Source organism: Sulfurimonas iocasae (genome assembly GCF_047716755.1).
Classification (GTDB): Bacteria; Campylobacterota; Campylobacteria; order Campylobacterales; family Sulfurimonadaceae; genus Sulfurimonas.
Genome location: NZ_CP180409.1, coordinates 734,316 through 757,914, shown reverse-complemented (window position 1 = coordinate 757,914; position 23,599 = coordinate 734,316). Strand labels below are relative to the sequence as shown.

At 28.6% G+C, this 23,599-nt stretch carries 25 protein-coding genes; all 25 read right to left on the bottom strand.

Annotation, left to right across the window (positions count from 1 at the left end):
- Nucleotides 1-174: 174 nt before the first annotated feature.
- Nucleotides 175-1,050: a glycosyltransferase gene (locus ACLHDE_RS03810; RefSeq protein WP_415397887.1), complete on the bottom strand. Its 876-nt coding sequence runs from the start codon at nt 1,048-1,050 to the stop codon at nt 175-177.
- On the bottom strand, nt 1,043-2,158 hold the full coding sequence (locus ACLHDE_RS03805; RefSeq protein ID WP_415397886.1) for a DegT/DnrJ/EryC1/StrS family aminotransferase: 1,116 nt from the start codon (nt 2,156-2,158) through the stop codon (nt 1,043-1,045). The genes ACLHDE_RS03810 and ACLHDE_RS03805 overlap by 8 nt, the downstream gene beginning before the upstream one ends.
- Nucleotides 2,148-2,555, bottom strand: coding sequence for a WxcM-like domain-containing protein (locus ACLHDE_RS03800; protein ID WP_415397885.1), 408 nt, complete (start codon nt 2,553-2,555; stop codon nt 2,148-2,150). The genes ACLHDE_RS03805 and ACLHDE_RS03800 overlap by 11 nt, the downstream gene beginning before the upstream one ends.
- Nucleotides 2,543-3,643: a CDP-glucose 4,6-dehydratase gene (gene rfbG, locus ACLHDE_RS03795; protein ID WP_415397884.1), complete on the bottom strand. Its 1,101-nt coding sequence runs from the start codon at nt 3,641-3,643 to the stop codon at nt 2,543-2,545. The genes ACLHDE_RS03800 and rfbG overlap by 13 nt, the downstream gene beginning before the upstream one ends.
- Nucleotides 3,643-4,422 (bottom strand): glucose-1-phosphate cytidylyltransferase, encoded by a 780-nt coding sequence (gene rfbF / locus ACLHDE_RS03790; RefSeq protein WP_415397883.1) that lies wholly within the window; start codon nt 4,420-4,422, stop codon nt 3,643-3,645. Before rfbF ends, rfbG begins: the two co-directional genes overlap by 1 nt.
- A gap of 12 nt (nt 4,423-4,434) precedes the next feature.
- Nucleotides 4,435-5,451: a sulfotransferase gene (locus ACLHDE_RS03785; protein WP_415397882.1), complete on the bottom strand. Its 1,017-nt coding sequence runs from the start codon at nt 5,449-5,451 to the stop codon at nt 4,435-4,437.
- Nucleotides 5,444-6,115, bottom strand: coding sequence for a cyclase family protein (locus ACLHDE_RS03780; protein ID WP_415397881.1), 672 nt, complete (start codon nt 6,113-6,115; stop codon nt 5,444-5,446). The genes ACLHDE_RS03785 and ACLHDE_RS03780 overlap by 8 nt, the downstream gene beginning before the upstream one ends.
- 4 nt (nt 6,116-6,119) lie before the next feature.
- On the bottom strand, nt 6,120-7,196 hold the full coding sequence (locus ACLHDE_RS03775; RefSeq protein WP_415397880.1) for an AroB-related putative sugar phosphate phospholyase (cyclizing): 1,077 nt from the start codon (nt 7,194-7,196) through the stop codon (nt 6,120-6,122).
- Nucleotides 7,193-7,858 (bottom strand): SDR family NAD(P)-dependent oxidoreductase, encoded by a 666-nt coding sequence (locus tag ACLHDE_RS03770; protein ID WP_415397879.1) that lies wholly within the window; start codon nt 7,856-7,858, stop codon nt 7,193-7,195. Before ACLHDE_RS03770 ends, ACLHDE_RS03775 begins: the two co-directional genes overlap by 4 nt.
- On the bottom strand, nt 7,848-8,858 hold the full coding sequence (locus ACLHDE_RS03765; RefSeq protein ID WP_415397878.1) for a Gfo/Idh/MocA family protein: 1,011 nt from the start codon (nt 8,856-8,858) through the stop codon (nt 7,848-7,850). The genes ACLHDE_RS03770 and ACLHDE_RS03765 overlap by 11 nt, the downstream gene beginning before the upstream one ends.
- Nucleotides 8,855-9,433 carry an SIS domain-containing protein gene (locus ACLHDE_RS03760; RefSeq protein WP_415397877.1) on the bottom strand — a complete coding sequence of 193 codons (579 nt, stop codon included), beginning with the start codon at nt 9,431-9,433 and terminating at the stop codon, nt 8,855-8,857. The genes ACLHDE_RS03765 and ACLHDE_RS03760 overlap by 4 nt, the downstream gene beginning before the upstream one ends.
- Nucleotides 9,430-10,341, bottom strand: coding sequence for a hypothetical protein (locus tag ACLHDE_RS03755; protein WP_415397876.1), 912 nt, complete (start codon nt 10,339-10,341; stop codon nt 9,430-9,432). Before ACLHDE_RS03755 ends, ACLHDE_RS03760 begins: the two co-directional genes overlap by 4 nt.
- On the bottom strand, nt 10,338-11,267 hold the full coding sequence (locus ACLHDE_RS03750) for a phosphoglycerate dehydrogenase (RefSeq protein ID WP_415397875.1): 930 nt from the start codon (nt 11,265-11,267) through the stop codon (nt 10,338-10,340). The genes ACLHDE_RS03755 and ACLHDE_RS03750 overlap by 4 nt, the downstream gene beginning before the upstream one ends.
- Before the next feature lies 1 nt (nt 11,268).
- The gene (locus ACLHDE_RS03745; protein WP_415397874.1) at nt 11,269-12,246 is read right to left on the bottom strand and encodes a class I SAM-dependent methyltransferase; all 978 of its coding nucleotides are present in this window, start codon (nt 12,244-12,246) and stop codon (nt 11,269-11,271) included.
- Nucleotides 12,247-12,363: 117 nt separating this feature from the next.
- The gene (locus tag ACLHDE_RS03740) at nt 12,364-13,398 is read right to left on the bottom strand and encodes a hypothetical protein (protein ID WP_415397873.1); all 1,035 of its coding nucleotides are present in this window, start codon (nt 13,396-13,398) and stop codon (nt 12,364-12,366) included.
- Nucleotides 13,391-15,232, bottom strand: coding sequence for a carbamoyltransferase (locus tag ACLHDE_RS03735; protein ID WP_415397872.1), 1,842 nt, complete (start codon nt 15,230-15,232; stop codon nt 13,391-13,393). Before ACLHDE_RS03735 ends, ACLHDE_RS03740 begins: the two co-directional genes overlap by 8 nt.
- The gene (locus ACLHDE_RS03730; RefSeq protein WP_415397871.1) at nt 15,232-16,002 is read right to left on the bottom strand and encodes a 3-deoxy-manno-octulosonate cytidylyltransferase; all 771 of its coding nucleotides are present in this window, start codon (nt 16,000-16,002) and stop codon (nt 15,232-15,234) included. Before ACLHDE_RS03730 ends, ACLHDE_RS03735 begins: the two co-directional genes overlap by 1 nt.
- Entirely contained in the window at nt 16,002-16,763 is a 762-nt protein-coding gene (locus tag ACLHDE_RS03725) for an HpcH/HpaI aldolase family protein (RefSeq protein ID WP_415397870.1), read from the bottom strand. Before ACLHDE_RS03725 ends, ACLHDE_RS03730 begins: the two co-directional genes overlap by 1 nt.
- Entirely contained in the window at nt 16,750-18,480 is a 1,731-nt protein-coding gene (locus tag ACLHDE_RS03720) for an ATP-binding cassette domain-containing protein (protein ID WP_415397869.1), read from the bottom strand. Before ACLHDE_RS03720 ends, ACLHDE_RS03725 begins: the two co-directional genes overlap by 14 nt.
- Nucleotides 18,455-19,696, bottom strand: a complete 1,242-nt coding sequence (locus ACLHDE_RS03715; protein ID WP_415397868.1) for a hypothetical protein — start codon at nt 19,694-19,696, stop codon at nt 18,455-18,457. Before ACLHDE_RS03715 ends, ACLHDE_RS03720 begins: the two co-directional genes overlap by 26 nt.
- Entirely contained in the window at nt 19,683-20,783 is a 1,101-nt protein-coding gene (locus ACLHDE_RS03710; protein ID WP_415397867.1) for a DegT/DnrJ/EryC1/StrS family aminotransferase, read from the bottom strand. The genes ACLHDE_RS03715 and ACLHDE_RS03710 overlap by 14 nt, the downstream gene beginning before the upstream one ends.
- Complete coding sequence (locus ACLHDE_RS03705) at nt 20,780-21,295, bottom strand: DapH/DapD/GlmU-related protein (protein ID WP_415397866.1); 516 nt, start codon at nt 21,293-21,295, stop codon at nt 20,780-20,782. The genes ACLHDE_RS03710 and ACLHDE_RS03705 overlap by 4 nt, the downstream gene beginning before the upstream one ends.
- A complete protein-coding gene (locus ACLHDE_RS03700) occupies nt 21,295-21,690 on the bottom strand; it encodes a sugar 3,4-ketoisomerase (protein WP_415397865.1) in 396 nt (131 codons plus the stop codon). Before ACLHDE_RS03700 ends, ACLHDE_RS03705 begins: the two co-directional genes overlap by 1 nt.
- Nucleotides 21,687-22,700, bottom strand: coding sequence for a dTDP-glucose 4,6-dehydratase (gene rfbB / locus ACLHDE_RS03695; RefSeq protein WP_415397864.1), 1,014 nt, complete (start codon nt 22,698-22,700; stop codon nt 21,687-21,689). The genes ACLHDE_RS03700 and rfbB overlap by 4 nt, the downstream gene beginning before the upstream one ends.
- Complete coding sequence (gene rfbA, locus ACLHDE_RS03690; protein ID WP_415397863.1) at nt 22,693-23,562, bottom strand: glucose-1-phosphate thymidylyltransferase RfbA; 870 nt, start codon at nt 23,560-23,562, stop codon at nt 22,693-22,695. The genes rfbB and rfbA overlap by 8 nt, the downstream gene beginning before the upstream one ends.
- Nucleotides 23,563-23,599 lie beyond the last annotated feature (37 nt).

Sequence of the window (23,599 nt, the reverse complement as noted above, 5' to 3'; positions counted from 1 at the left end):
ATATAATAGATACTTGTAAAAAAATAAAAGAAATTCGAAAAATTACAATTACGATTGATTATAATTGATGGTAAATATATGAATGCCACAAAGAAAGAAGCTAAAAATAAATTATTTAAAAGTAACACAACAAAAGATAATAAGGTAACCAATATATTAAAATTAAAAATTAGCCTATTTAAATGCATATGTATAAACTCTTGTCGTTAGTTTGAGAATTATTTTAAAACTTGTAATTTTCGACAGTCCCTCAAGTATTCTTTTTTGCCTCAATAATGACAAAATATATTTTGCCTTCCAATCTAATAATGCACTATTTGCATTATCATCTGGTAAGTATTTTTTAATTAGTTGTATTGACTCTTCAAATGTTTCTTGCATATTAGAATGAGACAAATTATTATCATGTACTCTGTATTTACATAATACACTCTCAACTGCCGCAACCTTTGAGATATTTGCAATTTTTAGAAAAATATCATAATCTTCTGCAACTTTTAATGTGCCATCTATACCACCTACTTGAAAGAACAAATCTTTTCTAATTAAAACAGATGGTAATGGTATAAAACAATCGTACAATAACTCGCTAAAAATCTCTCCAATTGGTAAACTTTTTCTTTTAGGATAATAATTTTTCTTAATACGTTTTGCCATATGTGTTTTATTTCCAGAGTCTGTAACTAAAAATTCAGATCGTGAATATACCATACCAATATCATTATCTATAACTTGTAGTTGTTTTTCAAGTTTATCATCATGCCAGATATCATCACAATCCAAAATACCTATCCACTCTCCATTAGCTTTTTGAACAGCTTTATTTCTTGCTTCTCCTAGCAGAGTATGCACCGGAGCATAAAAATATTTTATTCTATCATCCTTATAAGATTTCACTATCTCTGCACTTTCATCCGTTGATTGATTATCCCAAAAAATTATTTCCCAATTACTATATGTTTGTTCGATTACACTATCTATTGCTTCTTTTAAGTATTCATCACTATTGTAACAATTCATAACTATAGACACTAGTGGCTGATTATGCATAAAATCCCCTAATATTTTCAATCACATAGTCTTGCTCATCTTCAGTTAAATCATAATGGCAAGGTAAGGTTAATATTTGTTCATATATTTTTTCCGTAATTGGTAGATTATAACCAAGGTTATATTTAATCAATAGATGATTTGGCTTATAGTGTATTCCGCACTCAATATTATTAGCAATTAAATATTCTCTTAATTCATCCCTTTGTTGGACTTTAACAACAAATATATGTGGTAAAACATCATCATAATCAAAATCTAAAATTTCTAGTTGTTTTACGTTTTTCAATTCTTCTATATACTTTTGTGCTATGTTTTGTCTTTTGTTTTTAAATTTTTTCAATCTATCAAGCTGTACAATACCGATAGCAGCCATAATGTTACTCATATGACAACGAAAACCTTGTTCCTTAACATCAAAATCCCAACTTCTCTCTTTTAAATATCTTTTTTCAGTATCTTTTTCCACACCCAATAGTCTACTATCTTGAACTTTTCTAATAAATTCTTGATCACTTGATAGTATAGCCCCACCTTCTCCGGATGTGATATTTTTAATGCCGTCAAAACTAAAGCATATAATATCTCCACCTGAACCTATAAGCTCACCATCTCGTTTACTACCAAATGCCTGAGCTGCATCTTCTACAACTCTTAAATCAAATTTTTTGGCAAGGTCATAAACTTCCTTCATACCTTTTGAACTACTTGCATAATGTATAGGCATTATTGCTTTTGTGTTTTTTGAAATTCTTTTTTTTGCATCTTGCATATCTATAAATAATGTTTTTGGGTTAACTTCACAAGCTATTGGTATTGCACCAACTGCTGAAATAGCTTGAAATGAAGCAACATATGTTAATGAAGGTACTAAAACTTCATCACCATCTTTTAGTCCTAAAGCACTTAGTGAAAGATGTAATGCCGAAGTACCAGTATTTACACATACAACATCTAAGTCTGTTTGAAGATATCCTTTTATTTTTTCTTCAAAGAGTTTTACTTCCTCTCCCATACCAAGGTATTCTTTCTCCATTACTTTTAATACTGCTTCTTTTTCAAGACTAGAGATAGAAGACTTTGAAAGTCTTATTTTATTACCATTCATATTTTATCTCACCTAAATCAACATTAATAGCTTCGCTCTGATTATGTTCAATACTTGCTAAATTTAAAAGAATATTTTGCTTACATAAGCCTCTAAAAGCCATCCATAGACCAGGTTTAACTGTAAGTCTTTGATAATTATTTTGTGAAAGTTTTATACTGAAAAACTCTTTTATTTTATCATTATATACTATAAACTCTATCTCACCAACCGGTACTACAAGATTTAAGGTCATCTTAGTATGTTTTTTCCAACCTTTAACATCATCTTGATTTATAGTAGAAAAATAAGCTTCACCAAATCCATCAAATCCAACATCACTTTTTTTCATTGCGTGAAAAATATCACCTTTAGGATTATAAATTTGCTTAAGAGGAGTAAGTATTAATCCGTCCATTTAAGTCCTCTATTTTTTGCCATTGACTGATACTGTTCAATTTGCTCTAAAGTTTTATCTAAAATATTTTTATCTGTGTTATAAAAATCATAATACCACTCACTAGTAAATTCAATAGTATCTTTATACTCTAAATTTGCTTGCCATTTGAGGTAAAAAAGTGCTTTATCACAATTTAATTTTAAAAGTCCAGCTTCATGAAATGGGATATTCCCAGTAACTTTATATGCATCATTTACATTTTTAAAATCCCAATACTTACTTAAATCCATCAGTAAATCTTCTACTGTATGATTTTGTTCAGCTCTTGGTCCAAAGTTAAATGATTCACCATGTAAAGAATCATCCATATAAAGTGCAGCTCCTAAGTTTAAGTATCCACTTAAAGGTTCAAGAACATGCTGCCAAGGTCTAGTAGCTTTTGGTGCTCTAATCTCAACTACTTCATTTTGACTCCAGGCTTTCATACAATCAACTACAATTCTATCTTTTGCCCAGTCTCCGCCACCTATTACATTACCAGCCCTTCCTATAGCAAGTTTAATATTACAATCATTATTTTTGAAAAATGAATGATAATAAGATTTTATTATCAGTTCAGCAGCACCTTTAGAACCACTGTATATATCTTTTCCACCCATTTTATCATCTTCTTTATATCCCCAAACTTGTTCTACATTGTCATATGCTTTATCACTGGTAATAATTATAGCTGTACACTTGTGATTTGAAATTTTCAGTGCTTCAAGTATATTCGCTGTACCCATTACATTTGATGAAATAGTTTCTATCGGGTCATTGTATGAAGTTGATACTATAGGCTGAGCTGCAAGATGAAATAAAAATTCTGGTTTTTCATCAGATATAATTTGAGTCATTGTATTTAAATCTCTTATATCCTCTAAATAGTGTTTAATCTTTTCATCTAACTTCAACTCTTCAAACATAGAAGGGTTAGTTGGTATATCTTTTGATATACCAACAACATTTGCACCTAATTTTAAAAGCCAAGCAGTCAACCATGTTCCCTTAAATCCAGTATGCCCCGTAATAAGAACTTTTTTATCTTTATATATATTATTAAACATTATTTTTCCCACACTTTCCAAGGGGCTTTATTTTTGTCCCATAATTCATTTAATTTATGTTTGTCTCTTAAGGTATCCATTGGCATCCAAAAATCATTATGCTTATATGTATACACTTCATTGTCTTTTGCAAGATTTTGCAATGGGGCTTGTTCAAATACAGTTTCATCATCATCCAAGATATAGTCAAACACCTTAGGCTCACACACAAAATAACCAGCATTTATCCAGCTACCATCGCCTTTTGGTTTTTCTTTAAATTCATTTACTTTGTTATTTTCATCAATTTCTAAAGCACCAAATCTACCATCTGGCTGAGCAGAAGTCATAGTCATGGCTTTACCATGTGATTTATGAAATTTAACTAACTCTTTAATATTTATATCAGAAACACCGTCGCCATAAGTCAGCATAAATGGTTCATTACCCACAAAATCTTGAGCCTTTTTAATCCTTCCACCTGTCATGCTATCAATGCCAGTATCTAATAAAGTAACTTTCCATGGTTCGCTAGAGTTGTTATGCACTTCCATTTTGCCATTTGACATATCTATAGTTACATCACTTTGATGTAAAAAATAGTTTGCAAAATATTCTTTTATGTAGTAACCTTTATATCCTAGAAGTACTACAAAATCATTAAAACCATACTGCGAGTATGATTTCATAATATGCCATAAGATAGGTTTGCCTCCAATTTCAACCATTGGCTTTGGTCGTATATCTGTTTCTTCACTAAGTCTTGTTCCAAATCCACCTGCTAATAATAATACTTTCATTTTACTTTCTCCTTAAATATCTAAACAATAATCTTTTAATTTTTCTTCTATCAATTTTATATCATTTTGATTTGCAAAATCTTTATAAATACCTATAAATTTTTTAGATTCTTCTGGCTTAAGATACTTTCGTTTTTTTATATGTAAATTTTTATCTATTCCTAAAAATTCAAATATTTTTTTCGTTGTATTGTCATAGTCCAAAATAAGTTCTTCATACTGTAAAAACATAATATCTTTATGAGGTGTTTTATCTGTATTTCTTTCTTGCATATCAAATCTTTTAATAAAATTCTCTACGTTCTGTCCATGTGAAATTTTAGAATAAAGTTTCGAATGGTTTTCACCATTGACATACATATCTCTTGGGTCTCTTCTAACTATAATACATTTTGCTTTATCAAAGTATCTAAGTCCTCTTTTTGCGTTAAATGGTTCAAATGCATTATTTGCCACCAATGTTGTCGTATCATCTTTTACTTCATCATAATTGGCAAGTAGCTCTATCAAATATTCTTTAGTGTACTGATAAAAATTCTCACCATCAACAAGATGAAATTCATTTTCAAAAGCTTTTTCTTTATTCCATAATCGTTTTTTAATTTTTCTACCAAAAGCTTCAAATTCACACATATCATATAGAGGATAAGGCCATTCGCTTTGCCAGCTACTGCTAATCAAATTATTTATATACTTTTCACTAAGTTCTGAAAATTTATTATTAAACTTTGTTTGATAATAATCACTATGGAAATTAAATAATTTATATGGAAATTTACTATATGTACCATCTAGTTTTTTTATAAGTTTTTTAAATCTTCTGATGGCACTATTTGCTCTGATAATAGACCAGTCCTCAACCAAAGCCTTTTCAAGATCCATGATTCCATCTTGAAGTCTTAAGAGATTAAATTCCACATCCCATTGGTGTGTACTAAATCCATCTAGCTCTTTTATTAACAAATTTAAAGCGTTTTTACCTGAAAACATATATCCACTTAAATCTACAAAATTATATTGTTTATTCATCAATTACTCCAAAAACTGTACATGGTAAACCATCACAATTATCAATTCTTAATGGTGAAATCAATATCTCTTTTAAATTTGTATCTACCCTTATATTACTCAAATCCATATCTTCCAATATCAAAATAGGTTTCTCTGGATTTAAAAAGGCCTTGTGAGCTACTTTACCCAAATCTCTATCTTGCCAACTAGAAATAGAGATAGAATCAAACCCCATAATTCTAATACTCGGAAAATTTGTTCTTAAGTAGTCATATAATGCTGGAGAAAATCCATAATTCTTTTCCCAAAATTTATCTTCAGATCTAAAATTGCAAATGCCAGTTTTTACTATTAATATATCATAATCTTTGGTCTTTTGATTTTCTAGTAATTCTATAACTTCATCTTTGATAATAAAATTCTTTGGCCTAATTTCTATAAATAAAGGTTTATTAAAAAACCAAAAATCAATATCATAATCATCTATAGTTTGTCCATTATTATGAAAGTGATATGGCATATCTATGTGAGTTCCAATATGTACAGTAGTTTCAATTCTTGTATCATTCGCTAAATCACCATTATCCATAGATGATGTCTTATAAATATTAAAATTTTCAGAACGACCACCATATAATGGTGTATTTTTATTAATAATATAAGAAAGCCATATTTTTTTCATAAAATCACTTTAACTTCAATATTTTTAATAACTGATTGTATGATTTACTAAACTCAGTAAATGTCAAGTCGTCCACCTTAATAGCTCTTATATCATCATCCGTTGGTATTACTATAGTCAAGTCTTTACCAACTCGTTTTTTATCATTTTTCATAGACTCAAGTAGTATTTTTTCATCAAAAAGTTTAATATTAAGCTTTATAGGAATATTAGGTAAAAATAATTTTTTGTTTAAAAATTTATATATATCCTTAGATATTAAACTTCTATTTAATGCTACTATATTTGCATAAATCATGCCTATGATTACAGCTATACCGTGGGGTATCTCATAGTGCGATGAATTTTCTAAAGCATGGCCAAAACAGTGTCCGTAATTAAATAAGTTTCTTTTTCCTGTATCAAACTCATCTTCATCTATATATATTTTTTTCACTTGCATAGTCTTCTTGATGGTAACTAATCTGTCATTTTTTCTTTTTACTTGTTCAACCATGTTTACAATAGAGTTAAAATCTTTAGGATAAGACTCTTTTAGTAAAGCAAACTTTATAACCTCTCCAATGCCACTGTAATAATCTTTTTTACTTAAAGTATCTAAAAAGTCTGGTTGGATAAATATTTTATTTGGAGGGTAGAAACCACCTAAAATATTTTTATACGTTTCAAAATTCAGTGACGTTTTACTCCCGATACAGCTATCTGCTTGTGCTAAAAATGTTGTAGGTATAAAAATCCATTTAATACCTCTGTATAATGTCGAAGCAACAAAGCCTGTAACGTCTTGAGTAATGCCACCACCTATAGAAATTAAAGTAATATTTCTTTTTGCATCTTTTGTTGCTAAAAATTTATAAATTTTTTCTACAGTTTTTAAAGTTTTTTTCTCTTCTATAGCATCAAATAAAAACAGCTCATCTTTTCTGATGTTTTTGAATAGCTCTTTGTATAATTTATAAACATTTTTATCAATAACAAATACTTTTTTCTCTATATTCATCAAATCATCTAAAAAATTAAAACTATCACAAAACGCCACTTCATAATTATGTATATTTGAATTCAACTCTAATTTGCTCATGCTGTAAATCCTCCATCAACAACAACTGTTTGACCAGTCATATAACTATTTTTCTCAGAAATTAAAAATGCAACCATATTTGCAATTTCATTTGGTTGGGCAAATCTTTTGAGTGGAATAGTAGTTTTTATTATCTCTTGTTCATCTTTTGGAACTGTCATATCTGTCATATCTGTCATCACATATCCTGGGCAGAGAGCATTTATAAGAATATTATCAACACCCAACTCTCTTGACAATGCTTTAGTCTGTCCTATTATTCCAAATTTACTGCCAGAGTACAAAGTCCTAAATTCTTTAGATTTTATACCCCAAATAGAGCTTACATTTAAAATTTTCCCATATCTTTGAGATTTCATATATTCAACTACTTTTTGAGTCAATAACAGTGGTGATACTAAATTGATATTATTTAGAATTTCAATTTCTTTAGGAGTAATTTCATGAATTTTTCTAATAAAATTAACACCGGCATTATTAATTAATATATCAAATTCTAAATCTTTATTACAATAAGCTTCTACGCTTGAAATATCAGATAAATCAAGTTCCTCACTACTCGGCGTAATAACATCATAAAGTCCTGTTGCCACTAAGCTTTCTTTTATCGCTTTACCAATACCCCTACTTCCTCCAGTTAGCAAAACTTTTTTATTTTTCATAATAACCTGACTCTTTATATATAGCTTCTATTAACTGCATAACTTTAAGCGCATCATAGCTATTTCCATTATACACATCTTTTTTTTCTAATATGCACTCTACAAATTCATCTAATTCTAACTTCCATGATTCATCAGTATCAAAATATATCTTCTCTTCTCTAGGTTTACCCATGGCAAAAGTATCATTTTCAAACTGTCTTTTTGCTATAGTTAATGTTTCATCACCATAACTTCTAGTACCAGATAATATACCATCTAGATTTATATATCCATTTTCAAAGCTCATTTCAAGTAAAAACTTATGTCTCCATTGAGTAGCAGATGAGTGAATAGTTGCCATTATGCCATCATCTGTTTGCATAAGTGCAAAGGCGTTGTCTTCCACTGCAATATCCCAATAATTAGTTTTAACCATACTTTTTATTTCTTTAAAATCACCGGCAAAAAGCCTCAAAAGGTCAAGCATATGAATACCTTGATCTATTAATATTCCTCCACCTGATTCCTCTTTGTTATTTCTCCAATTGTCAGAAAATTTATTTCCACCAGCTTTTCCATATACACCTCTCATCCACAAAAGCTTTCCAAAAATATTATTTTCTATAAGTTTTTTAGCTTCTATAACTGAATGATGATACCTGTGGTTAAATCCATATTTTAGTATTAATCCTTTATTGATTTCCACCTCTCTAACAGCCTCTACTTCGGATGAAGTTCTAGCCGGTGGTTTTTCACAAAATACATGTAGTCCAGTATTTAATGCTTTTATAGTGTATTCTGGTGCATATTTATTAAAAGTACAAATTATTACTGCATCTAAATCATTTATTTTAAATATTTCATCAACTTCACTACACTTAATAATATCGCCAAACTCATCAAGCTGAGAGCTATCTACATCAAAAGCTGCTATTAGTTGAGTATGTTTGTTTTCTTTTATCGTTTGAGCTCTTGTTTTGCCAATTTTGCCCATTCCTATAATAGCAATATTGATCATTCATCATTTCCTAAAGATATATAGTATGAGTAAATTATATGATCTAAAATCATATGCATATCTTCTACTAATCCATATTCACCTTTTGGAGCATTGACATGAAAAACCACATCACTAAGTTGTTTTAATTCACCACCATCAAAGCCTGTGCACCCAACAATTTTAACATCTTTTTCTTTTGCATATTTTACTGCTTTTGTTATATTTGGTGAATTTCCACTACAAGAAATAGCAATAATTAAATCTTTAGAGTTTACAACATCTTCAAGTTGCATATAAAATATATTTTCATATCCAATATCATTTGAAATAGCAGTTATTACCGGACTATTATCCGCCAAGGATACAACATTAAATTTTCTAATTCCTCTTCTTTTTAAGCCAACATTTAAATCATTTGCCATATGAGAAGCAGTAGCAGAACTTCCACCATTACCTATCACATAAATTACACCACCCTTTTGCTGTGTCTCTTCAAGCAAATCAATAATTTTGGAAATTGATTCTGTATCTACCTTATCCAAAAGGTTTTTTAATCTATCAATATAACTTAATATAAAATTTTCTTTATTCATTTTGAGTCCTTTTGTGCAATTAATGTTGCGAATGAGCTTAATAAATTTTTTTGAAGAAATACCCTAAAATCATCTAAAGCATTTTCTTTTTCAAAACTTTTTAAATATTCTAAAAATTTTGGAATATTTTTCGAGTTGCTATTTAATATGTTATCAACATCTAAAGTACCAGGTGTATTTAACTCTTTTATATTAAACCCATTTTTTAGAAGCAGATGTTTCATGCCATCTACTGACAATAAGTTTTGATGTTCTATTGGGTAAACTTTACTATCTTCCCAAAGAGTTAAGATATCTATACCACTCCCTACTCTTGATAAAACATAGATAAAACCGTCATTATTTAGACAGTCATAGACGTTTGAAATTAATTCATTTAAATCTATTGCTTTTTCTAATGAGTGGTCTATTATTATAAGATCAAATTTACAATTGTCACTTTTAGTAAGAAAATCAAATTTTTCAATCTTTATATTAAATTTTTTCAGTACTTTTTTAAAAACTTCATCTTTATTTCCAATATACCCAACTTTTGTACTTTTCTCTTTTCCTAACAGTCTTGAAAAGGTGATTTCCAAATCAAAATAGTTTATATTTGCTAGCTCATTTAAATATTTTTTATATATTTCAGTCGCATATATCTTATTTTCTAGATTTTTTGAATACTTATCAAATTCTAGCGTATCTATTGAGTTTTGCACATAAAGGCTTTTACAATCAAAACATTGAACATAATGAAATGTATACTTATCAAAAGCAAATATATATTTGCTACTATTACAAGCAGGACAAGTACTTCTTAGTGTTGTTAAACCATCATACTCCAAATGTTGTTTATGTATAAAATCGTTTATCTCTTTTGGTTTTATATTATTTATGTCAAATAAATTTTCATTCACTAAGCTCATTGATTATCCTTAAAAAAAATTTCCAAATGTTTTATTGCACTAAATCCCATCGCTTCAACAGCTTCTTTTGCATTACCACCTATATGTGGAGTAGATATCAGATTTGCTAAAGCTATAAACTCTTTATCTGCTGGTGGTTCTGTTACATAAGCATCTATAGCTGCACCTGCAATTATTCCATCTTTTATAGCTACTTTTAAATCATTTTCGTTTATTATACCGCCTCTAGCTGTATTAATGATATATGCACTATTTTTCATCTCTTTTAATTTATCCAATGTTACTAAATTTTCTGTATCTTCAGTAAAGGGAGTATGTATAGTAATAATATCAGATTCCTGAAATATTTGCTCTTTTGAAACTTCTATTAGATTATTCTTTTTATAATACTCTGTTTGATCAATAATGTCATTTACAAGTATTTTACATCTAAATGGTTCTAAAAGTCTTATAACTTCTTTTCCTATATGTCCTACGCCTATAATACCAACCGTTTTGCCACTTAGCTGGAATCCGCCTGATTTATTCCATATGCCATCTTTTAGTTTATTTGATGTTACATATAAATTTCTAATAAGCATAAGCATATAACCTAATGTCATCTCTGCTACTGAAGTTTTATTTACTCCACCAGTCCATCCAACTGCTATATTCGAATCTTTACAATCAGCTACATTAATATTATCAAGTCCAACTCCATACTTTGCCACTATTTTTAAATTTTTACATTCTTGAAGTACGCTTTTATCTATCTTATCAAGTCCAACTATCGCACCATCCGCATCTTTTAAATTTGATATTAATTCATCTTTAGTATATCTTCCTGTAGTGTTTAATACTATATTATCAGTAAACTTTTTTAACTGGTTTACTAAAACTTCATTTTTTGAAAAAGCATTAGCTGTTACAACTATTTTAGGATTCATTTTAAACCTTTCTACAAACTATCATCATGTGAGAACTAAGCAGATTTTTACTTAAATATTTTTGCATATTATTTTTTTCTTCTTCTGATGAATATTCCAAAAAATCTTTCCAAAATCTATCTTTTAAGTTTTCTTTACTGTTATTCATAATATCTATGTCAAGCTTTCCTGGAGTAGTAATCTCAAGTGTTTCAAAGCCTATGCTCTCGAGTAATATTTGTATTGATTTAGGATTAAAAAAATTCAAATGCATTGGAGGACTCACAGGTTTTGACTCATCCCAAAGTGTTCTAATATCTACCCCCATCCCACTTAATGTTGTAAATATAAAAACATCATTTTTATTCATTAATTTATGTAAGGTATCCAAAAACTCTTTTGGATCGTGAAGATGCTCAAAAAGTTCAAAACTAACAAATGTTTTAGTAGCATCCGAAAGCTCATTTATTTGAATATCTTCTAAAAATTTCATGAGTACATCTAAACCTTTTTCTCTACATACTTGAGATAAATATTCAGATGGTTCTACTACAAGATGTCTTAAAGAAGATATTTTTAAGAACTCTTCAATAAATATCCCATAACCTCCACCTATATCTACTATTTTTTGTGTATTTGGTGAAAAAGTATTTATTTTATCGAGAATCATTTGAGCTTTTGGTTTCCAAAGCATCTCTCGTCTATTTTTTTCAGTGGCTTTATAAAAAGTAGTTGCCCAAAATTTTGTAGATTCTGAATCAGTGTAATAAGCATCAAAATATTCTCTATAAGGGCGAGGAGACACATATAGTGTTTTACATTTAGGACACTCATCAAATCCAAATTCATTTTTATTAAATGTATGAACTCCTTGACTTTCACAAGCCGGACAGAATATTGATTTGGTATTTGCATTATGAAAATATTTATCAATATCTAATCTATTTAATCTCAAAAGTTCATTAAATAGCTCTTGAGGTCTTATTTCATTCTCTTTCATTTTCTCTCTTTTTCATTCTTTGCTTCTACCACATTGGGTAATTATCATCTCTATTCTTATTTTTTTTCTTAAATAATTTCTTAAAAAAATCAATTATTATATTTATAATTTTCATGATTATTCATCCTTTATGCTATTAAATATAATCTCACTTGCAATTTGGTTCCCTATATCGTTTATATGCACAGCATCTACAAATATTGTTTCTTTAGTGTTAAATTCATTATGGGAATCTATAAATTTAATATTTAAGTTATTTAATTCTTCTGACATAAAAGTAGAAACCCTATAATATAATTCTTTACTTAATTTACTTTTATGTGATGCCCATTTTGAGCCTTTTTGTAATTTTTCTAAATATTCAAAAACTTCTAATTCATCATTTGTAAATTCTTTATCTGTCCAATCAGAGAAAGGTTGCAATATATAAGTTACTTTAGTATCAAACTGCTTGCTTAATGCTGAATAAAGTAAAAAATTTCTTCTAAAATTTTCAAATAATATCTCAACTTGTTCGTTGTCTGTTAGTTTTTTTTCTTTTACTTCTTCTTTCTTAATAAAAGGGTATAAAATCATATCTTTTAATGATAAATCCTCAATATCTGATTGTTTTATAAAATATAGTTTAGACAAAACAGTGCTTATTAATTTTCTTTTGCATCCATATTCCACTTTGTTATTTTCAAATCTATTATCAAAATCATTCTTATACTCTGTAAGCATATTTATATATATATCGTTAATTCCACTAAAAAATACAATCTGTTTAACATTTTTTGCTTTATATATAAATCTGATTAGATGAATATACTCCGTAAATGACACTCCACCTCTTATTCCCAAATTAAACCATGGCTCATTGGTTTTTTGAGATAAGATTGAAGAAATTGTAGTATCATTAGAAGTTGATCCAACACCAAATACTGTTGAACCACCAATTATGATATTTATGTCATCAAATTTTGAGATGTCATCCATACTAATATAGTTATTTTTAAACTTACTAACTCTAAACCCATGTCTATCTGTATGAATATTCTCACTTTTATAACTAATAGGACCAGAAAGCATAGCAAATGGAACTATTTTACCTGATTCCATTTGATCATATTCTCTCATCTGAGGAAATATATCATTTCTAACATTAGTCAAGTTTAAATTCCTCTTGCCAATTTCCCTTATCTTGATAATTCGGCTGTTTATTTTTTAACATAACATAGTTATTGATAACTAACATATCCATCTCTGTTCTCATGAAACATCTATAGCTATCTTCTGGAGTACATACGATTGGCTCACCTCTAACATTGAAGGATGTATTGACCAATACTGGGCATCCTGTTTTTTTATAAAAACTCTCTAGTAACATATGATATTTTGGATTTGTTTCACTATGGACTGTTTGAACTCTTGCAGAATAATCAACATGGGTAACAGCGGGTATAGTACTTCTTTTTATATTTAATTTTTCTATACCAAAAAGTTTCTCTTCATTATCGGACATTTTAATTATCATAGATTTATTAATTGGTGCTACTAGTAACATATAAGGACTGTCTACATCTAATTCGAAGTAATCAGAAACCTTTTCTCTTAATACTGATGGTGCAAATGGTCTAAAACTTTCCCTGTATTTTATCTTAAGATTCATGGTTTTTTGCATCTCTTGACTTCTTGGATCACCCAAAATACTTCTTCCTCCAAGTGATCTAGGTCCAAATTCCATCTTTCCTTGATGCCAACCTATAATTTTTTCTTCACTCAAAGCAGTAGAAACTACTTCAATAAGCTCATTGATATTATCATACTTTATAAAGTCTGCATCTATACTATTTAAATATGATTCAATATCTTGTTCTGAAAATTCAGGACCTAAATATGAACCTTTCATAGAATCATTTTTATTATCTACTATTCTCTTATTCTCTAAGATATCAAAGTAATAATTTAAAGCTGCACCTAAAGAACCACCTGCATCACCTGCTGCTGGTTGTATCCAAATATGTTTAAAAATATTTGCTTTTAATATTTTTCCATTTCCTACACAGTTTAAAGCAACACCTCCAGCTAAACAAAGATTATCCGACTTGGTTTCTTCTTTGATATAATTTGATAACTTTAGCATTACTTCTTCTGCAACATCTTGAATTGATCTTGCCATATCCATTTCAAATTGACCTATTTCAGTTTCTTCTTCTCTTGGTTCTTGTCCAAATAGTTTATGAAACTTGTCATTAGTCATTTTACTACCAGTAGCAAAATCAAAATAACTCATATCAAGTTTAAATGTCCCATTTTCATTAATTGTTATTAAACTGTTTTTGATAGTTTCTACATATTTCGGTTCACCATAAGGAGCTAATCCCATAACTTTATATTCTCCACTATTTACTTTAAAACCAGTATAGTACGTAATAGCTGAATAGAGTAAACCTATTGAATGTGGAAATTTTAAATTTTTTATTTGAGTTAACTTATTTTTTTTTCCATGCCATAAAGTTGTTGTTTCAAACTCTCCAACCCCATCTAGAACTAATACTGCTGAATCTTCATATGGTGATGCGAAAAAAGCACTTGCTGCATGTGATCTATGGTGGGTAGTATTTAATATTTTACTTTCATCAATATTTATTTTAAAATTTATTTTAAAATCATTGATAAGATTTTGTTTCCAATACAATTTTTTAGTTAACCAAATTGGTAATGATTTAAATATAAAGAGAATACTTTTTGGGAAAAAATCAACATAAGTAGTTAAAATTCTTTTAAATTTTAATTTAGGATCATCATAAAAAACTATCTTTTCAATATCGTCTAAATTTATATTACAGTTATCTAAACAAAAGGCGATTGCATTTTTAGGAAATGAAGCGTCTTGTTTAATTCTTGTAAATCTCTCTTCTTGTGCTGCCGCTATAATTTCACCATCTTTTATCAATGTAGCTGCTGAATCATGATAAAAAGCTGATATTCCTAAAATATACATTATAAATACCTACTTTTTAATTCATCATTTTTAAACATTTCTAAAACAACATCAATATCAGCAGGAACATCTACAGCTTTTACTTTATACTTAGTCGGTATCATCTTTATTTTAATATCATTTTCCAAAACTCTTAACATATCCACAGATTCTATTATTTCCAAAGGAGTTGGTTCCATCTCATTATATTCAAGTAAAAAATCTCTTGTAAATGGTATGATTGGCACTTGTTTATACATTGGTATTGCACCACTAAATTTTTTCTTTGATGGGATTGGTTCTCTACTAAAATACATTGCATTCCAGTTTTTATCCATAACTGCTTTTACTTCATTAGGATTTTCATAATCAAACTGTGATGTTATCTCTCCTGCAAGGTTTGTTATTTTTATGCTATTATCTTTAAGCATAGGATTGACTGCCTCATCTATCATATTTGGATGAGTAAGTGGCTCATCTCCTTGAACTAAAACCATAATGTCACATTTATCTGCTGGATTTGCTTCCTCTATCTTTAGCATTGCTTCTGCGCATCTATCACTTGCTCTCTCGTGAGTGTCTTTTGTCATTACGGCTTTTGCACCTATTGATTCGGCGTAGCTATATATTTCTTTATCACATGTTGCAATATAGACTTCATCAAGTGCCTTACTCATCTTTACTCTTTTGTACACATGACCAATCATAGGCATACCAAGTATATCTGCCATAGGCTTACCTGGAAATCTACTTGAACTCATTCTTGCCGGTATTATTGCTATTACTTTCATTATTTTAATCCTTCTTTTATTTTATTCATACCTTCTCTTGCCATATCACCCAAGAAAAAGAAATCTACACTATAAGCTAAAAAAGTACACCCTTCATCTATTCTACTTTGTAGTTTAGATGGATCTGACTCTATTACATGGAAACCATAAGGTTTATTATATTTTTTGCAAGCATTTTTTACTCTTATTATTGCTTCTTGTACATCATCTCTAAAATAATCTCCAGGTACACCCATTGAACCAGATAAATCATAAGGTCCTACAATAGTTCCATCGATTCCTTCCACAGATAAGATTTCTTCTATATTTTCCACTGCTTCTATGTGCTCTATTTGAGCGATTATAACAGCTTCTTCTTCTACCCATTTTTTATACTCTTCAAATTTAGTGCCATATCCTTGGGCTCTATACAATCCTACACCTCTTTTTCCAGTAGGTGGATATTTTACAAAATCTACCGCCATTTGAGCTTCTTCTTTTGATTTAACCATTGGCACAATAATACCATCTGCACCCATATCCATAACTTTTTTAATTGCTACTTCTTCATTTTTACTAACTCTAACAAGTGCTTTCATGTTATTAGCTTGTATGGTTGTTATTAACATTTTAGCAGTTGAAAGGTCTATGGAAGTATGTTCCATATCAATGCACAACCATTCAAAACCGGCGGTAGCCATAACTTCAACAACAGAAGCATTCCCCATCGTTATCCACGAACCTACAGTTAGTTGATTATTTTGTAATTTATTCTTTAACAATCTTGCCGTCCTTTAGTCTGATAATTTTATCATATTTTTTTGCAATACTTTCTTTATGGACTATGGCTATTATTGTTTTATTTTTGTATTTATTAAGTAATCTATCTATAATCTGTTTTTCTACTTCCTCATCTAAAGATGATGTTGCTTCATCCAAAAATATTATATCTCTTTCTTGATAAAGAGCTCTGGCAAAAGCGATTCTTTGCATCTGACCACCACTAAAACCTGAGACTTCATCGCCTACTTTTGCTTCTATTCCACCCTTTGACATAACTATATCATACATAAACACATCTTCTAAAACTTCTTTAAAAAGTTTTTCATTATATTCTTTTCCGAAAGTAATATTTTCTTTTACATTAGATTCAAAAAGAACTACCTTTTGAGGTACAAAGGAAACTGTTTTTCTCCATGAAGAGATATCTTTATCATTTATTTCTATATCATCAATAAAAAAATTTCCAGATGAGGGCAAATGAAGACCTATAAGAGTATCCATCAATGTACTTTTTCCCGAGCCACTTTCTCCTACTATTGCTATTTTATCCCCTTGTTTGATAAACAAACTAATATTATCAAGAGCTTTTTTTTCTCCTTGTTCATATTCATAACTAACCTTATGAAGTTCTATCACATTATTAAACACTAACTTTGTATCTAATTTAATATTCTCTATCTCTTGTGTGAACTCGATATGAACCATATCTAGAGTTTTTTTATACATATTGATGATATTAACACCACTCATAACTCTTGAAAGTGAAGGCAACATCCTAAAAAGGGCCAAGGCATAAGCACTTACAACCAAAAGTAAATCTTCTGTTTGTTCATATTTAAGTTTAATAAATACAAGTATTCCTATCATGATTGCAATGATAATAAACTCCAAAAATACCCTAGGTACTTCAGCCCAATACAACATATCAACTCTTGTTTTTTTGTAGTTTAATGTACTTTTAGAAAGATTATTTTCAATATAATCATTGTCAATACCTTTTATAAACTTATAGTTTGCAAATGTACTTTTAATAAGCTTCATATAAGTATTTACTGCATCTATTCTTTCATTTCCCATTATTGTAAGTTTATGATTTAAAAAAGTTTTATATAAATACCCAAAAAAAATTATAATAACTGTCACTATAGAGGTAAGTATATAATCAATATAAACCATATAAGCATACAGCATAGAAATAATCATCAAATGAATAATCAAGTAAATAGTATTTGAAACCATAAGAGCTAAATTATCTGATTCAATCAATAGCATTTGATTTATCTCTGCTGTATTTTTTTTACCAAAATCTCTATAGTAGTAATTTAAGTAATTTTCAAAAAGTTTTTTGGATATATCTATATAAAGATTACTCGTAAGTTTTGCCATCATCTTTGCATTTAGTATTGATAACACTAGTTTTAATGTATAAAAAATAAAAATACTACCTGCCACAATTCCTACAAAAAGTTCTATATTTTTATTTGCCAATATTTCATATATAAAATTTAAAACTTTATTAGATGACACAATTTCTAGATTTGTAAAAATCTGTATCATCAACACAATTAAAGCAAGTCCAATTAATTCAAATAATCCAACTACAAACCCAAGTAACAAAACATTTCTTATATCTTTTTTATCTTTTGTAGTTATTAAGAAATATAATTTTTCTTTAAATTGTTTTATACCATTAAGCATTATAATACTTCTTTGCACCAATAACTTTATGGAACATATTCATATCAAAGTATTTTTTATTTAAATCATCATAAACCAAAGTTGACTTTTCAATTAATAATATAAATTTATCTGCATTTATTGCAACATCAAAATTATTTTTTATATATTCGAAAGATTTTTGAGATAACAACTGATAACTATCTTCTAAACTCACTATAATATCTTTTAAACTTGTATTGTTTTTTACACATAAAGCATTAGTGATTTGTCTCCCAAGAGTAAAATTTTTAGTATTATACAGCCAATCAAACCTATAATCTTTAGTTATTTCTTCATAGGCAAAGTCAAGTAAAACAGTAGGTAATCCATACTTTGCAAAATCAAGAGTTGCAGTTCCCATAGCAAAGCCAATATCCATATCTATTAAGAATTCTTTTAAATCATTTGGATCTATATAATCAATGTATTTAATCTCTATATCATTTAAACTATTTGTTTGCTCTTGCAAATAGTCTAAATATTCTCCTCTTCCAACTATAGTAAAAACTATACTTTTTTTATAGTTTTTTGCTATTTTATTGAGTTGTTGTAAAGTATAAAGTAAAATATGAACTTTAAAATCTCCAATTCTTCCTATCCATATAGAATTTAAAATATTATCATTTGGTGTGTATTGTTGTTTAATATTATCTATATCATCAATTATTAGTGGTGAATACAATGGATTTGCTATATCTACATCAAGTAATTCCTTGGTTTTAATATAATTTTCACCATCCATAAAGTAAATAGATTTTTTATCATTAAAAATTTGAACCGATTTTTTATCATAAAAGTATATGAAATATCTAAATCCAATAGTTACTAACTTTTGAACAAATTGATTTTTAAAATACTTACTTATACTTGAAGCATAACCAAACATATTGTAAGGATGAAGATTCCAATAGATTAGTTTTGTCTTTTTACTAAAATTAAGATTAGATGGCATTCCCCATAGTGGCATTGACTGAAATACTACTATATCATTATCTTTAAAATTAATCATTTCATTCGTTGCATATTTTACTAACAGGATATTTTTACTTTTATTATAACTTTTTGCCATATATCCATCTACATAGTCAATCAAAAAGATATTATATGAATTTATATTTGACAAATAGTTCGCCAATCTTAAAAAAAGTATAGGAACACCACCCACACCTCTATATGGGAAAAAAAAATATAAATTCCTTTTAGTTGAATTCATTTACTGCCTTCACTATTTTAATAGTATTTTCAAAACTCTGAACTCCACTAATGGGCAAACTCAATACTTCATCATGTATTTGTTCACTTATGTCGTAACTTTCATTTTTCCATTCTTTATAAGCTTCTTGTTTATGCGGGGCTAAAGGATAATGAATAAGTGTTTGAATCCCATTATCGAGTAAATATTTTTGTAGTTCATCTCTTTGTTTTGTTCTGATTATAAACAGATGCCATACATGATTATCATTAGTTCTTACAGTAGGTAAAATTATATTTTCATTTTTTATATTTTCAAGATAATAGATTGCTATCTCTTTTCTTCTATTTGTTTCTTCATCTAAATGTTTTATTTTTACTCTTAGCATTGCAGCCTGTATCTCATCAAGTCTACTATTTACACCTTTATAAAGGTTCTCATATTTTTTATTACTTCCATAGTTACCTAATGCTTTTATAGCATTTGCTAATTCACCATCACTAGTTGTTACTGCTCCAGCATCACCCAAAGCACCTAAATTTTTTCCAGGATAAAAACTAAAGCCGCTTGCATCACCTAAATTCCCAGTTTTTTTACCTTTAAAGTATGCCCCATGTGATTGGGCTGAATCTTCTATCACTTTTAAATTATATTTTTTTGCAATATCATTAATCTCATCCATATTACAAGTTTGCCCATACAAATGTACTGGTAAAATAACCTTTGTTTTTAAAGTTATTTTTTTTTCTATTTTAGATGGATCAATCAAATATGTATTTATATCAGGTTCTACTAAAACGGGTACTAAATTATTTTCTGAAATTGCAAGAATTGAAGCTATGTAAGTATTTGAAGGTACGATAACTTCATCACCATCTTTTATAACTCCTAGCTCTTTATAAGCTCTTAAAATTAAAATAAGTGCATCGAGTCCATTTGCAACACCAATAGCATACTCAGTACCACAATATTTTGCAAACTCTTTTTCAAATTCTTTACACTCATTTCCTTGAATATACCAACCACTATCAATAACTCTAGTACAAGCTTCAATTAACTCAGTTCTATACTGAGCATTTATACTTTTTAAATCTAAAAATGGAATCATTTTATATTTTCCTTACAATTTTTACATATCAATTCTATATTACATTTTTGACCACATTTACAAATATAGCCTTTATGTTTTGCTGGGTTTCCATACCAAAGTTCTTGAATTCCTATATTTTTTGTTACAACACTTCCTGCCCCTATCAATGCATATTTTTCAATTGTAATCCCACCAACTATTGTACTATTTGCACCTATTGAAGCTGATTTTTTTATATTAGTTTTTAGAAATTTTTTTGGATATTGTTTACTTCTAGGCATTAAATCATTTGTAAAAGTTACATTTGGTCCTATAAATACATTATCCTCTAAAGTTATTCCATCCCAAACTTGAACACCACTTTTTACAGTAACATTATTTCCAATAATTACATCATTTTCTATCAAAACATTAGCATTAATATTACAATTACTTCCAATTTTTGCATCTTTTAACACAACACAGAACTGCCATATATTTGTATTTTCTCCAATATTTTTAGTTTGCACATCTGATAAAGGATGAATCATTAATTAACTTCCTTTAAGAAAACATTGTAATCAGTAATATAATCTTTTGAGTCATAAAAGTCATTGGCTAAAACCATCAATACACAATCTTCACTAAAACTATGCATTGTCCCCCAAATCAAAGCTTCTTGAAAAAGACCCTTATTTCTATTATTTAAATCGAAAGTTTTTTTTTCTTGCCCATTATCTAATGTAACTTTACAACTACCATTTACTGCAACTAAAAATTGTTTTGTTTTATAATGAGAATGTTCGCCTCTTGGAATATTTTCCTTTGTACCAAATATATAAAATACTCTTTTTATATCAAAAGGAATTTCTTTATTTTCTTCTAAAGCAATAAGTTGACCTCTCTCATCGCCCATTACATTAAATTCTACTAATTTACTTGTCATTTTTGTTTCTCCAAATACCAATCAACGGTTAAAATAATACCTGTATCAAAGTTTTCATTAGCTTTCCAACCAAGGTCTTCTTCTAATTTTGTTGCATCTATTGCATATCTTCTATCATGTCCTGCTCTATCTTCTACAAATGTTATCAAATCTTTATATGAAGATAGAGTTTTTGATGGGGCTTTTTCATCTAAGATAGTGCAAATACTATCTACTATTTGAAGATTTGTTCTTTCATTTCTTCCACCTATATTATATGTATTCGCAGTTTTACCATTATGATAAACTATATCTATGCCTTTACAGTGATCTAATACATATAACCAGTCACGTATGTTTTTACCATCACCATAGACAGGAATAGATTCACCAGAGAGTGCTTTTCTAATAATAGTAGGAATTAGTTTTTCATCATGTTGTTTTGGTCCATAGTTATTTGAACAGTTTGTTATAACTGTATTCATTCCATATGTTTCATTATATGCTCTAATAATCATATCTGAAGATGCTTTAGAAGCTGAGTATGGAGAATTTGGTGCATACGGTGTTAACTCTGTAAATAATCCCTTTTCACCCAATGTCCCATATACTTCATCTGTTGAAATATGATGAAATCTACAATCTTGATATTTAGATTTATATTGAAATGGTTTATCCATCCAGTATTTGTATGCTACATCTATTAGAGCAAATGTACCATTTACATTTGTTTGTACAAATATACCTGGATTTTTAATGGAATTATCTACATGTGATTCTGCTGCAAAGTGGATTACACCTTGGATATTATATTCATTAAATATAAATTCAACTAATTCTCTGTTACAGACATCGCCTTTTATGAATTTATACCTAGGATTATCTTTACATTCAGCTAAATTATCTAGGTTTCCAGCATATGTTAAAAGATCTAAATTTATTAAGTTATAATCTTCATACTTATCTAGAAAGTATGCTACAAAGTTTGAACCTATAAATCCTGCTGTTCCTGTTAATAATATATTAGTCATTTTCAACCAACTCTTGTAAGTATTTACCATAACTATTTTTACTTAGAGGTTCTGATATTTTTAAAACTTGTTTTTTTGTAATCCATTTATTATTATAGGCAATTTCTTCTAAACAAGCTATTTTATAACCTTGTCTATGTTCAATTGTTTGTACAAATTGACCAGCTTCTATCAGACTATCATGAGTCCCTGTATCTAGCCAAGCAAACCCACGACCAAGAAGTTTAACTTCTAATTTATTTTGCTTTAAATATTCCTCATTCACAGTTGTGATTTCTAATTCGCCTCTATGAGAAGGTTTTACATTTTTTGCAATTTCAATTACGCTGTTATCATAAAAATATAACCCTGTGACCGCAAAATTAGACTTAGGTTCATTTGGTTTTTCTTCAATACTTATAGCTTTGTTATGTTTATCAAATTCAACAACTCCAAATCTTTGAGGATCTTTAACTTGATATCCAAAAATAATAGCACCATTTTTAATAGAAGCTGCTTTTTGTAACATAGTAGAAAAACCTTGTCCATAAAAAATATTATCTCCAAGAATTAAACAAACACTACCATTTCCTATAAAATCTTCACCCAAAATAAATGCTTGTGCTAATCCATCTGGACTTGGTTGTATTTTATATTCTAACTTTATTCCCCAGTCACTACCATCTCCTAAAAGTTCTTCAAATTTACCTATATCTTGTGAAGTTGAAACAACTAGTATTTCTTTTATTCCTGCTAGCATTAAAACTGATAATGGGTAATAAATCATTGGCTTATCATATATTGGTAAAAGTTGCTTACTGATACTTCTAGTTACGGGGTAAAGTCTTGTACCACTTCCTCCTGCTAGAATTATGCCTTTCATTGCTTATAACCTTCCATTACTTCAACTTTATCAGCCC

Coding starts and splice junctions, on each gene's coding strand:
- ACLHDE_RS03810 (WP_415397887.1), bottom strand. CDS start 1,050: ATGCATAATCAGCCACTAGTGTCTATAGTTATGAATTGTTACAATAGT.
- ACLHDE_RS03805 (WP_415397886.1), bottom strand. CDS start 2,158: ATGAATGGTAATAAAATAAGACTTTCAAAGTCTTCTATCTCTAGTCTT.
- ACLHDE_RS03800 (WP_415397885.1), bottom strand. CDS start 2,555: ATGGACGGATTAATACTTACTCCTCTTAAGCAAATTTATAATCCTAAA.
- rfbG (WP_415397884.1), bottom strand. CDS start 3,643: ATGTTTAATAATATATATAAAGATAAAAAAGTTCTTATTACGGGGCAT.
- rfbF (WP_415397883.1), bottom strand. CDS start 4,422: ATGAAAGTATTATTATTAGCAGGTGGATTTGGAACAAGACTTAGTGAA.
- ACLHDE_RS03785 (WP_415397882.1), bottom strand. CDS start 5,451: ATGAATAAACAATATAATTTTGTAGATTTAAGTGGATATATGTTTTCA.
- ACLHDE_RS03780 (WP_415397881.1), bottom strand. CDS start 6,115: ATGAAAAAAATATGGCTTTCTTATATTATTAATAAAAATACACCATTA.
- ACLHDE_RS03775 (WP_415397880.1), bottom strand. CDS start 7,196: ATGAGCAAATTAGAGTTGAATTCAAATATACATAATTATGAAGTGGCG.
- ACLHDE_RS03770 (WP_415397879.1), bottom strand. CDS start 7,858: ATGAAAAATAAAAAAGTTTTGCTAACTGGAGGAAGTAGGGGTATTGGT.
- ACLHDE_RS03765 (WP_415397878.1), bottom strand. CDS start 8,858: ATGATCAATATTGCTATTATAGGAATGGGCAAAATTGGCAAAACAAGA.
- ACLHDE_RS03760 (WP_415397877.1), bottom strand. CDS start 9,433: ATGAATAAAGAAAATTTTATATTAAGTTATATTGATAGATTAAAAAAC.
- ACLHDE_RS03755 (WP_415397876.1), bottom strand. CDS start 10,341: ATGAGCTTAGTGAATGAAAATTTATTTGACATAAATAATATAAAACCA.
- ACLHDE_RS03750 (WP_415397875.1), bottom strand. CDS start 11,267: ATGAATCCTAAAATAGTTGTAACAGCTAATGCTTTTTCAAAAAATGAA.
- ACLHDE_RS03745 (WP_415397874.1), bottom strand. CDS start 12,246: ATGAAAGAGAATGAAATAAGACCTCAAGAGCTATTTAATGAACTTTTG.
- ACLHDE_RS03735 (WP_415397872.1), bottom strand. CDS start 15,232: ATGTATATTTTAGGAATATCAGCTTTTTATCATGATTCAGCAGCTACA.
- ACLHDE_RS03730 (WP_415397871.1), bottom strand. CDS start 16,002: ATGAAAGTAATAGCAATAATACCGGCAAGAATGAGTTCAAGTAGATTT.
- ACLHDE_RS03715 (WP_415397868.1), bottom strand. CDS start 19,696: ATGAATTCAACTAAAAGGAATTTATATTTTTTTTTCCCATATAGAGGT.
- ACLHDE_RS03710 (WP_415397867.1), bottom strand. CDS start 20,783: ATGATTCCATTTTTAGATTTAAAAAGTATAAATGCTCAGTATAGAACT.
- ACLHDE_RS03705 (WP_415397866.1), bottom strand. CDS start 21,295: ATGATTCATCCTTTATCAGATGTGCAAACTAAAAATATTGGAGAAAAT.
- ACLHDE_RS03700 (WP_415397865.1), bottom strand. CDS start 21,690: ATGACAAGTAAATTAGTAGAATTTAATGTAATGGGCGATGAGAGAGGT.
- rfbB (WP_415397864.1), bottom strand. CDS start 22,700: ATGACTAATATATTATTAACAGGAACAGCAGGATTTATAGGTTCAAAC.
- rfbA (WP_415397863.1), bottom strand. CDS start 23,562: ATGAAAGGCATAATTCTAGCAGGAGGAAGTGGTACAAGACTTTACCCC.